This is a genomic window from Streptomyces sp. NPDC046870, assembly GCF_040704595.1.
Classification (GTDB): Bacteria; Actinomycetota; Actinomycetes; order Streptomycetales; family Streptomycetaceae; genus Streptomyces; species Streptomyces argyrophylli.
On record NZ_JBEYXM010000006.1, the window covers coordinates 382,971 to 396,733 of the forward strand.

Here is a 13,763-nt window from a genome sequence, read left to right on the forward strand (position 1 = left end):
CCGCCGCCCCGAGGGCCTGACCGCCCAGGCTCCTGAGCGGTCGCTTAGTATGGTGGCGTACGGGGGTGTCGCCACCCCAACAGCGCTGCTCAGGAGCCCTTCCCGTGACCGCCGAAGCCCCGACCGCCCCCGCCGTCTCCTACGGCCGGCTGATCCCCGTCACCGTCCACTTCGACGACCTCGACGCGCTCGGGCTGCTGCACAACGCCCGCTACCCGCTGATGGTCGAGCGCGCCTGGACCGAGCTGTGGAACGAGCACGGCGTCCGCTTCGACGGCGACTGGGCGGCGGCCGGCGACGCCTGCAACGCGGTCCGCGAACTGCGCATCGGCTACGAGGCGCCGGTCACCCGCCCCGGCACCTACGCCGTCCACCTCTGGCTGGAACGGCTCGGCACCACCGGCCTCACCTACGGCTTCCGCTTCTGCTCGGCCGACGGGACCGAGACCTACGCCCGGGGCACCCGGGTGCTGGTCCGGCTGGACGCGGCGACCCTGCGCCCCGCGCCCTGGAGCGAGACCTTCAGGGCCGTGGGTCGGGAACTGCTGCGGCCCGCCGGCTGACCTCGCCGCCGCCGCGCTCGGCGGTGCGCAGCACCCCCGCGCAGACCGCGAGCCCGCACGCCAGCGCCGTCACCACCACGAAGGACACCATCAGGCTGGTCGCCTGGGCCACCCCGCCGATCAGGCTCGGCGCGACCAGCCCCGAGGTGTAGGTGATGGTCGCCACGCCCGCGATGGCCTGGCTGGGGTTCGGGCCCGCGTGCCCGGCCGCCGCGAAGCACAGCGGTACGACCACCGCGATGCCGAGCCCCATCAGCGCGAACCCGGCCATCGCCACCACCGGGTGCCCGGCGAGCACGATCAGCAGCCCGCCCAGCCCCGCCAGGACACCGCCGGCGCGCACCGTACGGACCGCGCCGAATCGGTTCACCACCGCGTCCCCGGCGATCCGGGCCACCGCCATGGTCAGCATGAACCCGGTGGTGGAGGCCGCCGCCAGCCCGGCGGAGCTGTCCAGCCGGTCCCGCAGGAACACCGCCGACCAGTCCAGGCTCGCGCCCTCCGCGAACACCGCGCAGAAGCCGACCGCGCCGATCAGCAGGGCGGAACGCGGCGGCAGCGCGAACCGCGGGGGCGGCTCCTCGTCCTCGGCGGGCTGGAGGTCCAGTACCCAGGTGCAGGCCACCAGGCCGAGCAGGGTGAGGACGGCCGACGCCAGGGCGAAGTGCACGCGCGCGTCCGCGCCGAGATGCGCGGCGAGGGTGCCGGCCGCCGAGCCGATCAGGGCGCCCGCGCTCCACATGCCGTGCAGCCCCGACATGATCGACTTGTCGAGCCGCCGCTCGACCTCCACGCCGAGCGCGTTCATCGCGACGTCGGCCATGCCCGCGCTCGCGCCGTAGACGAACATCGCCAGGCACAAGGTGACCAGGTTCGGCGCGACCGACGGCAGGATCAGGGACAGCGTCCACAGCGCCAGGAGCCCGCGCAGGGCCGCGCGGCTGCCGAAACGGTGGGTGATCCCGCCCGCCAACGGCATCGCGCAGGAGGCGCCGAGCGCCGTGAAGGCCAGGGCGAACCCCAACTGGCCGGCCCCGAGCGAGGTGTGGTCCTGGACCCACGGCACACGCGTCGCGAACGAGCCGGTCACGGCGCCGTGCACGGCGAAGACGGCCGCCACGGCGAACCGGGCGCGCCTGACCTCGTCGCCCGCACGCGTCACGTCACTCATGATCCTGTCCCCTCCCCGGGAGTGCCCGGCCCCGTGGGCGCCGCTCCAGTACGACGCGCCGTAAACTATCAGGAACCCTGCCTGATAGATAGCGGACATCAAGCCCGGCCACGCCACGCGATCTGGGAGGATCCCCGTCATGCCCGCATCACCCAGCACCGCCCGGGCCCTCAACGACCGGCTGGCCCTGCGGCTGTTGCAGCAGGAAGGCCCGCTCACGGCAGGGCAGTTGAAGCAGCTGACCGGTCTGTCCCGGCCCACGGTCGCCGACCTGGTCGACCGGCTCACGGCCTCCGGGCTGATCACGGTGGTCGGCGAGTCCGGCGAGCAGCGCCGGGGCCCCAACGCCCGGCTCTACGGCATCGTCGCCGACCGCGCCCACCTCGCCGCGCTGGACGTCCGCACCGAGGGCGTCTTCGTCCTCGTCTCCGACCTGGTCGGACGGGTGCTCGCCGAGGCGTCCGTGCCGATCGGCCCCGACGCCGGGACCGGGCCCGCGGTGGAGCAGGCGGTGGCGGCGGTGGAGAGCGCCGTGAAGGAGGCCGATGCCATGGGGGCGCCTTTGCGCGAGGGCGTTCCGGGGTGGGGGAGGCTGCACACCGTCGGCATCGGCGCGCCGGGCCTGATCGACCCGGCGACCGGGGACCTCCGCGACTCGGCCGGGCTGCCCGCCTGGCACCGCAGCCTGGCCGCCACCCTTCAGGACCGGCTGCCCGGCGCGCGGGTGACCGTCGAGAACGAGACCAACCTCGCCGCCCTGGCCGAACAGCGCGAGGGCGCCGCGCGCGACCGGGACACCTTCGTCCTGCTCTGGCTCGGCCACGGCGTCGGCGCCGCGGTCGTCCTGGACGGCCGCCTGCGCCGCGGGGCCTCCGGCGGCACCGGCGAGATCGGCTTCCTGCCGGTCCCGGGAACGGCCACCCTGCCCTCGGGCACCGACTGCGCCGGCGGCTTCCACTCCCTCACCGGCGCGGCGGCGGTCGTGTCGCTGGCCGCCGAGTGCGGCCTCCCGGCCCCTGCCGCACCGGACGGCCCCGGAGCGGCGGAGGTGGTGCGGGCCGCGGTGGCGCAGGCCGAGAAGGCGGGGCAGGCGCTGCCGGGGCTCGTGACGGGGCCGACAAAGGGGTCGGGCGGGGCTATGCCGGTGGCGGGGCCGGTCGTAGGGCCGGGCAGGGTGGCGCCGGACGCGGGTCCTGTGACGGGGTCGCGCCGGGCGGTGCCGGTGGCGCGGCCGGGGGACGTGCGTGCGGAGCGGCCGGCTGGGGCGGACCCGGAGGCGGCCACGCGGCCGGGTGCCGTCACCACGGCTGCCTCGGGGGAGGGGCGTGCGGGCGCCGGGCCGGACTCCGCCGCCCGTTTCCTCCGCGTCCTCGCGGACCGGATCGCCGTCGGTGCCGCATCCGTGGTGGCCGTTCTGGACCCCGGCTGCGTCGTGCTCGGCGGGGAGGTCGGCCAGGCCGGGGGCGCGATGCTCGCCGGTCTGGTGGAGGAGCGGCTGCGCCGGATGTCGCCGCTGGTCACCGAGGTGCGGGCGAGCAGCCTGGGTGGGACGGCCGTACTCCGCGGCGCGCTCCTCACCGCCCGGGAACGGGCCCAGGAGGAACTGTTCGCGCCACCCGAGCGCCCGGGCGGCTGACACCCCGCCGAAGCGGCGGGCCCCCGGCCCCGCGCTGCCGGACATCCGGGCGGTACCGGCTCCCTCCACGGTCACCGCACCCACGTCAGCGCCTCGCGCCGGGCCGGGACGTGCCGGTCCGGGCCGCTCTCGCGGTACTCCACCTGGTGGCTCAGGCCGTCATGGAGACACACCTGTGCGCAGTGGTGCCCGGCAGGCTCCCGGTCGAGCCGCTCGACGATGACGAAGCGCCAGGTCGGGATCAAGTCCGCGAGCGGATCGTGGAGTTGGTCCTCGGAGGGGTCGTCCCGCGCCGTCCCGTCCCACTCGATCGCGCGGATCACCGGTGCCGCCCTGCGGTCGCCCGTACCCGGCGCGGTGGCGGCCCGGCGGCGGGCAAGGGCCGTCGTCACCGCCGCCGGGCCCGACCGCACCCTAAAAGGACTAGACCAGTACGGTCAATGGTCCGTACCTAGGGCAACGCCCCTGGCGCGCCCGCCGGTTGGCGAGGACGGCCGCTGCGCGCAAGGGCGGCGACACGCACTGTGAGCGACCCCACACCCGTCACCCGCTTGGACGCGTGCCGGGCGTGGCACACTGGCCCTGTACCAGAAGCAGCGCACTCCGGGGTCGGTGAAACTCCGAACCGGCGGTTACAGTCCGCGACCCGGTCGCTTCCAGCGGCCGGTTGACCAGGTGAAATTCCTGGACCGACGGTTAAAGTCCGGATGGGAGGCAGTGCGCGGCGGGCGGGCATGCGTCTTCCGTGTGCGCGCCGCCGTCTCCGGACGTGTCCGTGCGCGGACGCGTTCCTTTCGGCGACGCCCCCGGTGTGTGCTCATCCGTCCCTTCCTGTCGTCATCGACAGACCCCGGAGTCCGTGCCCGAAGAGGCAGGAGGACCCGGGAAGTGTTCACCGGAATCGTCGAAGAGCTGGGTGAAGTCACCGCCGTCGAGAACCTCGGCGACTCCTCCCGCTTCCGGCTCCGCGGCCCCGTCGTGACCGAGGGCGCACGCCACGGTGACTCCATCGCCGTGAACGGGGTCTGTCTCACGGTCGTCGAGCACGAGGGCGACGAATTCACCGCCGACGTCATGGCCGAGACGCTGAAGCGCTCCAGCCTGGGCGCGCTGACCCTCGGCTCCCGCGTCAACCTGGAGCGCCCCACTGCCGTCGGCGCCCGCCTCGGCGGACACATCGTGCAGGGGCACGTGGACGGCACCGGCGAGGTCCTGGCCCGCACGCCCTCCGAGAACTGGGAGATCGTGAAGATCTCCCTCCCCGCGGACCTCTCCCGCTACGTCGTGGAGAAGGGCTCCATCACCGTCGACGGCATCAGCCTCACCGTCGTGGAGGCCGGCCCCGACTACTTCACCGTCAGCCTCATCCCGACCACCCTCGCCCTCACCACGCTCGGCGTGAAGCAGCCCGGCGACCCGGTCAACCTCGAAGTCGACGTCATCGCCAAGTACGTGGAGCGGCTGCTCGCGGCCGGACAGGGGGCCGGCAGGTGAACTGGATGAACTCCGAGGCGTTCACCCTCTTCGGCCAGCACATCATCTGGTCCGACATGACCGGCAACATCCTGGGCCTCATCACCCTCGCCCTCGGCTGGCGCCGCTCCCTGTGGACCTGGCCCGTGCAGTTCCTGTCCGGCCTGGTCCTGTTCGCCGCCTTCTACGGCCACCTGACCGGCAGCGCCGGCAAGCAGGTCGTCGTCATGGTCGTGGCGCTGTACGGCTGGTGGCAGTGGCAGCGGACCAAGGACCGCGCCGGCGACGGCCACATCACCCCCCGCTTCGCCACCTGGCGGGAGCGCGCGGTCATGCTCGCCGCGGCCGCCGCCGGCACGGTCGCCGTCGCCCTGCTCTTCACGGCCTACCCGAAGCTCTCCTGGGACCCCTGGCCCGACGCCTACATCTTCGTCGGCACCGTCGTCGCGATGTACGCGCAGGCCAAGGGCATGGTCGAGTTCTGGATCGCCTGGCTGCTCGTCGACGCCGTCGGCGTCCCCCTCAACTTCGCCAACGGCTACGCCTTCTCCGGCTTCGTCTACGTCATCTACGGCGCACTCGTCCTGTGGGGCATGCGCGACTGGTGGCTGCGCTCCCGCCGGGGCCCGCAGCCCGCACTGGAAGGAGCCCCGGCATGACCTCGGCACCGCTGCTGTACGGCACCGACGACATCGAGAACTTCGCCCTCGACCCGGTCGAGCGGGCCATCGCCGACATCGCGGCGGGCCGCCCGGTGGTCGTCGTGGACGACGAGGACCGGGAGAACGAGGGCGACCTCGTCATCGCCGCCGAGAAGGCGACCCCCGAGATCGTCGCCTTCATGATGAGCGAATGCCGGGGCCTGATCTGCGCCCCGATGGAGGGCGAGGAGCTGGACCGGCTGCGGCTGCCGCAGATGGTCCAGGACAACACCGAGTCGATGAGGACCGCGTTCACCATCTCCGTGGACGCCTCCGCCGCCCACGGCGTGACCACCGGCATCTCGGCCGCCGACCGCGCGACGACGCTCCAGCTGCTCGCGAGCGGCACGGCGGAACCCACCGACCTCGTCCGTCCCGGCCACGTGTTCCCGCTGCGCGCCCGGCCCGGCGGCGTCCTCGTGCGCAACGGCCACACCGAGGCCGCCGTCGACCTCGCCCGGCTCGCGGGGCTCCGCCCGGCCGGCGCCATCGTGGAGATCGCCGGTGAGGACGGCCGGATGCTCCGGCTGCCCGAGCTGATCCCGTTCGCCCGCAAGCACGGCCTGACGATCATCTCCATCGCGGACCTGATCGCCTACCGCCGCGGCAGCGAGCCCACCGTCCGCCGCGAGGCCGAGACCCGTCTGCCCACCCGGCACGGCACCTTCACCGCCTACGGCTACCGGTCCACCGTCGACGGCGTCGAACACGTCGCCCTCGTCCACGGCGAGATCGGCGACGGCGAGGACGTCCTGGTCCGCGTCCACTCCGAATGCCTCACCGGCGACGTCTTCGGCTCCCTGCGCTGCGACTGCGGCCCCCAGCTGGACACCGCCCTGGAACGCATCCAGGCCGAGGGCCGGGGCGTCGTCGTGTACCTGCGCGGACACGAGGGACGCGGCATCGGCCTGCTGTCCAAGCTGCGGGCCTACGCGCTCCAGGAGCAGGGCCACGACACCCTGGACGCCAACCTGGAACTCGGCCTGCCCGCCGACGCCCGGGACTACGGCGCCGGCGCGCGGATCCTCACCGACCTCGGCGTCCGGGGCGTCCGGCTGATGACCAACAACCCCGAGAAGACCGAGGCGCTGCTGCGCCACGGCCTGAAGGTCACCGGCCGCGAGCCGATGCCCGTCCAGGCCGGCGAGCACAACCTCCGGTACCTGCGCACCAAGCGGGACCGGATGGGGCACGACCTGCCCTGGCTCGACACGCCCGCCGTGTCGGCTCCGGTGGCCGCGTCCGCGACCACCTGCGGCAACCAGTAAGCACGAAAGCACTGAGGAGAGACGTGAGCGGCAAGGGTGCACCGGAACTGTCCGTACGCAATGTGAGCGACCTCCGGGTCGCCGTCATCGCGGCGCAGTGGCACGAGCAGGTGATGGACGGTCTGGTGAACGGCGCCCTGCGCGCCCTGAGCGACCTGGGCATCGACGAGCCGACCCTGATCCGGGTTCCCGGCAGCTTCGAGCTGCCGGTCGCCGCCAAGGTCCTCGCGGGCCGTGGCTACGACGCCGTGGTCGCCCTCGGCGTCGTCATCCGGGGCGGCACCCCCCACTTCGACTACGTGTGCCAGGGCGTCACCCAGGGCCTCACCCAGGTGTCCGTGGAGACCGGCGTGCCCGTCGGCTTCGGCGTGCTCACCTGCGACACCGAGGAACAGGCCCTGGACCGGGCCGGCCTGGAGGGCTCGAACGAGGACAAGGGCCACGAGGCGGTGACCGCCGCCGTCGCGACCGCGGCCACGCTCCGCTCGGTATCCGAACCCTGGCACTGAGGAGCCGGCCCGACCGCGTAGGGTGGGCAGCACCATGTCCAAGAAGACGTTCGAGGAGCTCTTCACCGAGCTCCAGCAGAAGGCCGCCCACGGCGATCCCGCCACCTCCCGCACCGCCGAGCTGGTCGGCAAGGGTGTCCATGCCATCGGCAAGAAGGTCGTCGAGGAGGCCGCCGAGGTCTGGATGGCCGCCGAGTACGAGGGCAAGGAGGCGGCGGCCGAGGAGATCTCGCAGCTGCTGTACCACGTCCAGGTGATGATGGTCGCCCGCGGGATCTCCCTGGACGACGTCTACGCCCACCTCTGACCCGCCCGCCGCACACACCCGTAGAAATCCCGTTCACGCAAAGGAAGCCGACCTCATGCTGCGCATCGCCGTCCCCAACAAGGGTTCACTGTCCGGCCCTGCGGCGGAGATGCTGCATGAGGCCGGCTACCAGCAGCGCCGCGAGTCCAAGGAACTGCGCATCGTCGACCCGGAGAACGAGGTCGAGTTCTTCTACCTCCGCCCCCGGGACATCGCGATCTACGTCTCCTCCGGCCGCCTCGACATCGGCATCACCGGCCGTGACCTGCTGATCGACTCCGGCGCCGACGCCGAGGAGATCCTGCCGCTCGGCTTCGCCCGCTCCACCTTCCGCTTCGCCGCCAAGCCCGGCACGGCCGACGGCATCGAGGACCTCAAGGGCAAGACGGTCGCCACCTCCTACGAGGGCATCGTCGACAAGCACCTGGCGGACCGCGGGGTCGACGCCTCCGTCGTCCACCTGGACGGCGCTGTGGAGACCGCGATCGAACTGGGTGTCGCCGAGGTCATCGCCGACGTCGTCGAGACCGGCACCAGCCTGCGCAACGCGGGCCTGGAGGTCTTCGGCGAGCCCATCATGAAGTCCGAGGCGATCGTCATCCGCCGCACCGGCGCCGACGCCGGCGAACCGAAGGTCCAGCAGTTCCTGCGCCGCCTCCAGGGCGTCCTGGTGGCCCGCACGTACGTGATGATGGACTACGACTGCCGGGTCGAACAGCTGGAGAAGGCCGTCGCCCTCACCCCCGGCCTGGAGTCCCCGACCGTCTCCCCGCTGCACAACGAGGGATGGGTCGCCGTCCGCGCCATGGTCCCCGCCAAGGAGGCCCAGCGGATCATGGACGACCTCTACGCCATCGGCGCCCGCGCCATCCTGACCACGGCCATCCACGCCTGCCGCCTGTAAGAGGTACGCCCGAGATGTCCGACCTGACCCCTCCGCCCCGCCTCCCCGTCACCTTCCGGCCGGGACACACCCGGGCGATCCTGCTCACCGCCGGGGTCGTGATCTTCCTGGTGATATCCGGTATCGCCATGCTGCTGGAGCATCTCGGCCCGGGCTCGCGGCTCAGCTTCGTCGTCACCGGGGCGCTGATCTTCTGGGCCCTGGCCCAGCTCGCCCGGGTGAAGGTGGTCGCCGACGAGTCCGGCGTCACCGTCGTCAACATCGCCAGCAAGCGCCGCCTGGCCTGGGCGGAGATCCTCCGGGTGAACCTCCGGCCGGGTGACCCCTGGGTGTTCCTCGACCTCAGCGACGGCACCAGCCTGCCCGTGCTCGGCATCCAGCCGGGCATCGCCAGACAGCGTGCCATCGCCGACGCCAAGGCCCTGCGCGCGCTCGCCGAGGCCCACTCGGCGCCGTCCGCCCTGCCGCATGAGCCCAGATCTTGATTAATCTGGTAGGCGGAGGCCGTTTCGCTGCGCCTCCGCCCCTGCGTGCCGCCCGGCGCACAGGGGTTCCTGCTACCCGAGGAGTGACTCCCTCCGGCGATGGACGGATCGTCCTGTAGTACCTGCGCCACCCCTGCCCGACGGAACGGGAAGGCGGTGGCAGCGTGACCATCCCCCTGCTGCTCCTCGGAGCGGCGTTCCTGCTGATTCTCGCCAACGGTTTCTTCGTGGCCGCCGAGTTCGGCCTGGTGACCGTCGAGCGCCCGGAGGCCGAGAAGGCCGCCGCCGACGGCGACACCCGCGCCCGTACGGTCGTGGAGTCGCTGAAGGAGCTGTCCTTCCAGCTCTCCGGCACCCAGCTCGGCATCACCATCACCTCCCTGGTCGTCGGCATGCTCGCCGAACCGGCCCTGGCCGAGCTGCTGCGCGGCCCGTTCGCCGCGCTCGGCATCCCCGAGGGCGCCGCCTCCGGCGTCGCCGTGGTCGTCGGCATGCTGCTGGCCTCCGCGATCCAGATGGTGATCGGCGAACTCGTCCCCAAGAACTGGGCGGTGTCCCGGCCGCTGCAGGTCGCGCGCTTCGTCGCCGGCCCGCAGCACCGCTTCGCCCGTCTGTTCCGCCCGGTGATCTCGGCGCTGAACACGGTCGCCAACCGGCTGGTCCGCGCCCTCGGCGTGGAACCCGCCGACGAGCTGGCCTCCGCCCGCACCCCCGGCGAACTCGTCTCCCTGGCCCGGCACTCCGCCCAGGCCGGGGCCCTGGAGCAGGACACGGCCGACCTGTTCGTCCGCACCCTGTCCCTCGGCGAGCTGACCGCGCAGCACGTCATGACCCCGCGCGTGAAGGTGAGCGCGCTGCAGGACTCGGCCACCGCCGAGGACGTCGTCAACCTCACCAGGGCCACCGGCCTGTCCCGCTTCCCCGTCTACCGGGAGAAGATCGACGAGATCGTCGGCATGGCCCACCTCAAGGACGCGCTGGCGGTCCCCGTGCACGACCGGCTGCGAACGCCGGTCAGCCGGATCGCCCGCAAGGCGCTCCTGGTCCCCGAGACCCTGCCGGTCCAGCCCCTGCTCGCCCGCCTGCGCAGTGAGCAGCCCATCGCGGTCGTCGTCGACGAGTACGGCGGCACGGCCGGTGTGGTCACCCTGGAGGACATCGTCGAGGAACTCGTCGGCGAGGTCCGCGACGAGCACGACGCCAAGGACGTGCCCGAGCTGGCCCCCGCCCCGCCCGAGGACGGCAGGCCCGCCTGGGACGTGGACGGCAGCTGCCGCGTCGACATCCTCCAGCGCATAGGACTCGACGTGCCCGAGGGGCCGTACGAGACCGTCGCCGGCCTGGTCGCCGACCTGCTCGGCCGGATCCCGGCCCCCGGTGACCGGGCCGAGCTGCCCGGCTGGCGGCTCTCGGTCCGCCAGGTCGGCCACTACCGCGCCGAACGGGTCCGCCTGGTCAGGACGGCTCCGGTGGCGAACGTGATGGAGGCCGCCCGATGAGCGTCCTCCAACTGGTCTTCGCGGCGCTGCTCGTGCTCGCCAACGGGTTCTTCGTCGGCGCCGAGTTCGCCCTCGTCTCCGTCCGCCGCAGCCAGATCGAACCGCTCGGCACCGCCCGGGCCCGGCAGGTGCTGTACGGCCTCGAACACCTGCCGCAGATGATGGCCGCCGCACAGTTCGGCATCACCGTCTGCTCGCTGACGCTCGGCGCGGTCGCCGAGCCCACGGTGGCGCACCTGCTGGAGCCGGTGTTCGAGTGGGTTCACCTCCCGGACGGCATGATCCACCCGCTGGGCTACGTGATCGCGCTGGCCGCGGTGGTCTTCTTCCACCTCGTCATCGGCGAGATGGTCCCGAAGAACCTCGCGATGGCCGCCCCGGAGAAGGCCGCGCTCTGGCTCAGCCCGGGCCTGGTCTGGTTCGCCCGCCTCTGCAGGCCGATCACGGTCGCCCTCGGCGCCTGCGCCCAGGGCATCCTGCGGCTGTTCCGGGTCGAGCCGAAGGACGAGGTGGAGGCGGTCGTCACCACCGAGCAGCTCAACCGGCTCCTGGAGGACTCCGGCCAGGCCGGCCTCCTCGACCCGGAGGAGCAGGAGCGCCTGGAGGACGCCCTGGAGCTGGGCTCGCGCCCGGTGACGGACGTCCTGCTGCGCCGGGAGTCCCTGGTCACGGTGACCCCGGCGGTCACCCCGGGCCAGATCGTGGAGCTGACCGCCCGCACGGGCTACTCCCGCTTCCCGGTCGCGGCCGGCGAGAAGGGCCCGTTCATGGGGTACGTGCACGTGAAGGACGTCCTCGACCTGGAGGACTCCGACCGGGCCGTCCCGCAGCACGTGTGGCGCCCGATGGCCACGCTCCGCGCCGAGCTGCCGCTGGACGACGCGCTGACGGTCATGCGCCGGGCGGCCACGCACCTGGCCCAGGTGGCGGACGCGACCGGCAAGGTGCTCGGCCTGGTGGCCCTGGAGGACGTGCTGGAGATGCTGGTGGGCGAGGTCCGGGACCCGGCGCACCGGGAGATGCCGGAGCCGCGGGTGAGCGGGGAGCCGGAGGGAGCGCTCGCCTAGGCCCTCTCGTTCGGATCATGCCGGCCTCGCGGGGTCTGGCACCGCGCCTCGCCGCGTTGTCGTCGGTTGCCATGGCTCCGCCATGGCGCCCTCCTCCGCCTTGCGATGCACGGCACCAGACCCCGCTCCCTGATCCGGCCCGATCCAAACGAAAGACCCCAGGCCCTCTCGTTCGGATCATGCCGGCCTCGCGGGAGCCGCCTGGTCCGAACGGAAGACCCCGGCCCGAGTGGCGGCGGGGAGCTGTGCGGCCGGCTGCGGGCCGGCCGCGCGGTTCCCCGCGCCCCGTCGGGGCGCTTCACATACCCGACGGATCCTGGGGCCCCCGCCCCGACAGCACCTCACCATAGGCCTGCATGAGGTCCGGCAGCCGGAGCGTCGCCAGGTCCTTCCGCGTGAGCGAACCGGCGTACACCGACAACCTCAGGTCCCGGTACGCGCAGCTCTTCTCGTACAGCGTCCGCAGGAACCGCCCGTTGCCCAGTTCGTCGATCCACCCCTGCTCGACCACGTGCCCGGCGATGGACCGCAGCTCGTCCAGCGCCTCCTCGTCCCACAGGTCCCCGTTCTCCGCCGCGAGCACCTTGCCGATCTCGGTCAGCTCCAGCGGCCGGTAGGAGGGGAAGTCCACCCGGGTGGTGAAACGGGAGGACAGGCCGGGGTTGGCGGCGAGCAGGCGGTCCATGCCCTCCGGATAGCCGGCCAGGATCACCACCAGGTGGTCCCGGTTGTCCTCGGCCCGCTTCAGCAGCACCTGCAGGGCCTCGTCGCCGTACGCGTCCCCCTTGCCGTACCCGGAGTTGGACAGCGAGTAGGCCTCGTCCACGAACAGCACCCCGCCGATCGCGGAGTCGATCAGCTCGTTGGCCTTCACGGCCGTCTGCCCCAGGTACTCGCCGACCAGGTCGGCGCGCTGGGCCTCCACGAGGTGGTCCCCGCCCAGCAGCCCCAGCGCGTAGAACACCCGGCCGAGGATCCGCGCGACCGTGGTCTTGCCCGTGCCGGACGGGCCGGAGAAGACGAAGTGCCGCTTGGGCGGCTGGACCGGCAGCCCCTGCCCGGCCCGCAGCCGCGCCATGTTCAACTGCGCCGACAGCGCCTTGACCTGGCGCTTGACCGGTTCGAGCCCCACCATGCGCTCCAGTTCGGCGAGCGCTTCCTCCAGTAACGCGGGGTCGGTGGGCCCGGCCGGGATCGGCGCGGTGGACACGCTGGGCATCCCCGTCCTGGTCCGCACCGAGGGGTCGGTCACCGACGGCAGCGGCCCGGTCGGCAGATCGGGCTCCGGCAGCCGCAGATCGCGGCCGTCCGTGCCGAACAGCGGATCGAACACGTCCGGTCCGTCCACCACGTCCTGTCCCGCGCCGGTGAGCGTGATCGCGGCGTAGTCGGCCGTCTCGTCGTACCCGTCGCCCTCGGAGATCGCGGCGAGCCGGGCGGAGGTGTCCATGAAGGCCGGATCGACCCGGTGCACCGCCCGGTACAGGGGGAGCGCGGCGGCCGAGCGTCCCGTACCCTCGTGCGCCCTCGCCAGCCAGTAGCGCAGCTCCTTGCGCTGCGGCTGCTCGCTGCGGCACCGCATCAGCGCCGTCGACAGCAGCGGCTCGGCCTGGCCGTACATCTCCAGCCGGACCCGGGCCATGCCGCCGAACAGGCCGGCCTCGATGCCGAGCAGGGGGTCGTCCAGCAGGGGATCGGTGTGCCGGACGAGCTGTTCCCAGTCCTTGACCAGATAGGAGCGGCAGGCGTGCAGGAAGCGGACCTGCGGGTCGGCGTCGACCGGGGGCAGTCCGGCGAGGGCGCGGTCCAGCTCGGGCACATGGCGGCCGTCCAGCCAGTGGGAGGCGTGCGCCAGCAGCAGATCGCGCGGGCTCTCCAGCACCGGCTGCACCCACCAGCCCAGCCAGTACCAGGAGTTGAGGCTGCGGCGGTGCCGGGCGCGCTGTTCGCCGAAGCGGTCGCGGTGCCGGAACATCCGCAGCAGCGCGGTGGTCGTGTCGACCCGGAGCGCGTGCAGCCCGAGCCAGGCGTCCGCCATGCCCGGGTCCATCCGCACCGCGGTGCGGAACTCCTCCTCCGCCTGCGGGTAGGCGCCCATCGTGTAGGCGTCCACACCCCGCAGCCAGGCGAGGTCGGCCGGGGCCTCGGGGCCCTGCGTGCCGAAGTCCATCACGTCCCCC

At 72.9% G+C, this 13,763-nt stretch carries 14 protein-coding genes and 1 riboswitch; of the genes, 11 read left to right on the forward strand and 3 right to left on the reverse strand.

Translation table 11 applies throughout. The annotated features are described in order from the left end of the window. Positions 1–104 precede the first annotated feature (104 nt). Positions 105–563, forward strand: coding sequence for a thioesterase family protein (locus tag AB0946_RS17215; RefSeq protein ID WP_132786600.1), 459 nt, complete (start codon positions 105–107; stop codon positions 561–563). On the opposite strand, the gene AB0946_RS17220 is transcribed toward AB0946_RS17215, so the two are convergent. Beyond that, entirely contained in the window at positions 523–1,734 is a 1,212-nt protein-coding gene (locus AB0946_RS17220; protein WP_366761402.1) for an MFS transporter, read from the reverse strand. The two genes, AB0946_RS17215 and AB0946_RS17220, sit on opposite strands and share 41 nt — an antisense overlap. A gap of 139 nt (positions 1,735–1,873) precedes the next feature. Here AB0946_RS17220 and AB0946_RS17225 point away from each other — a divergent pair, with 139 nt between their 5' ends. Beyond that, positions 1,874–3,370, forward strand: coding sequence for an ROK family transcriptional regulator (locus AB0946_RS17225; RefSeq protein WP_366761403.1), 1,497 nt, complete (start codon positions 1,874–1,876; stop codon positions 3,368–3,370). A gap of 71 nt (positions 3,371–3,441) precedes the next feature. Here the strand turns inward: AB0946_RS17225 and AB0946_RS17230 are convergent, their stop codons facing one another. Continuing rightward, positions 3,442–3,762, reverse strand: a complete 321-nt coding sequence (locus tag AB0946_RS17230; protein ID WP_366761404.1) for a hypothetical protein — start codon at positions 3,760–3,762, stop codon at positions 3,442–3,444. A gap of 202 nt (positions 3,763–3,964) precedes the next feature. Further along, a riboswitch (FMN riboswitch) is annotated at positions 3,965–4,095 on the forward strand. 163 nt (positions 4,096–4,258) lie between these two features. On the opposite strand from AB0946_RS17230, the gene AB0946_RS17235 reads away from it, so the two are divergent. From AB0946_RS17235 to AB0946_RS17275, 9 genes are all read left to right on the forward strand, one after another. Beyond that, positions 4,259–4,864 carry a riboflavin synthase gene (locus tag AB0946_RS17235; protein ID WP_366761405.1) on the forward strand — a complete coding sequence of 202 codons (606 nt, stop codon included), beginning with the start codon at positions 4,259–4,261 and terminating at the stop codon, positions 4,862–4,864. Continuing rightward, positions 4,861–5,502 (forward strand): nicotinamide mononucleotide transporter family protein, encoded by a 642-nt coding sequence (locus tag AB0946_RS17240; protein WP_366761406.1) that lies wholly within the window; start codon positions 4,861–4,863, stop codon positions 5,500–5,502. Before AB0946_RS17235 ends, AB0946_RS17240 begins: the two co-directional genes overlap by 4 nt. Next, entirely contained in the window at positions 5,499–6,812 is a 1,314-nt protein-coding gene (locus AB0946_RS17245; RefSeq protein ID WP_366761407.1) for a bifunctional 3,4-dihydroxy-2-butanone-4-phosphate synthase/GTP cyclohydrolase II, read from the forward strand. The genes AB0946_RS17240 and AB0946_RS17245 overlap by 4 nt, the downstream gene beginning before the upstream one ends. 23 nt (positions 6,813–6,835) lie before the next feature. Beyond that, positions 6,836–7,321, forward strand: coding sequence for a 6,7-dimethyl-8-ribityllumazine synthase (gene ribH, locus AB0946_RS17250; RefSeq protein WP_132786606.1), 486 nt, complete (start codon positions 6,836–6,838; stop codon positions 7,319–7,321). A gap of 34 nt (positions 7,322–7,355) precedes the next feature. Continuing rightward, on the forward strand, positions 7,356–7,628 hold the full coding sequence (locus AB0946_RS17255) for a phosphoribosyl-ATP diphosphatase (RefSeq protein ID WP_023552153.1): 273 nt from the start codon (positions 7,356–7,358) through the stop codon (positions 7,626–7,628). A 55-nt stretch (positions 7,629–7,683) separates the two neighbouring features. Further along, positions 7,684–8,532, forward strand: coding sequence for an ATP phosphoribosyltransferase (hisG, locus tag AB0946_RS17260; protein WP_366761408.1), 849 nt, complete (start codon positions 7,684–7,686; stop codon positions 8,530–8,532). Positions 8,533–8,546: 14 nt separating this feature from the next. Further along, positions 8,547–9,017 carry a PH domain-containing protein gene (locus AB0946_RS17265; protein ID WP_366761409.1) on the forward strand — a complete coding sequence of 157 codons (471 nt, stop codon included), beginning with the start codon at positions 8,547–8,549 and terminating at the stop codon, positions 9,015–9,017. Between the two features lie 164 nt (positions 9,018–9,181). Then, positions 9,182–10,516 (forward strand): hemolysin family protein, encoded by a 1,335-nt coding sequence (locus AB0946_RS17270; protein WP_366761410.1) that lies wholly within the window; start codon positions 9,182–9,184, stop codon positions 10,514–10,516. Further along, positions 10,513–11,583 carry a hemolysin family protein gene (locus AB0946_RS17275; protein ID WP_366761411.1) on the forward strand — a complete coding sequence of 357 codons (1,071 nt, stop codon included), beginning with the start codon at positions 10,513–10,515 and terminating at the stop codon, positions 11,581–11,583. Before AB0946_RS17270 ends, AB0946_RS17275 begins: the two co-directional genes overlap by 4 nt. 298 nt (positions 11,584–11,881) lie before the next feature. On the opposite strand, the gene AB0946_RS17280 is transcribed toward AB0946_RS17275, so the two are convergent. Next, positions 11,882–13,753: an AAA family ATPase gene (locus AB0946_RS17280; protein ID WP_366761412.1), complete on the reverse strand. Its 1,872-nt coding sequence runs from the start codon at positions 13,751–13,753 to the stop codon at positions 11,882–11,884. Positions 13,754–13,763 lie beyond the last annotated feature (10 nt).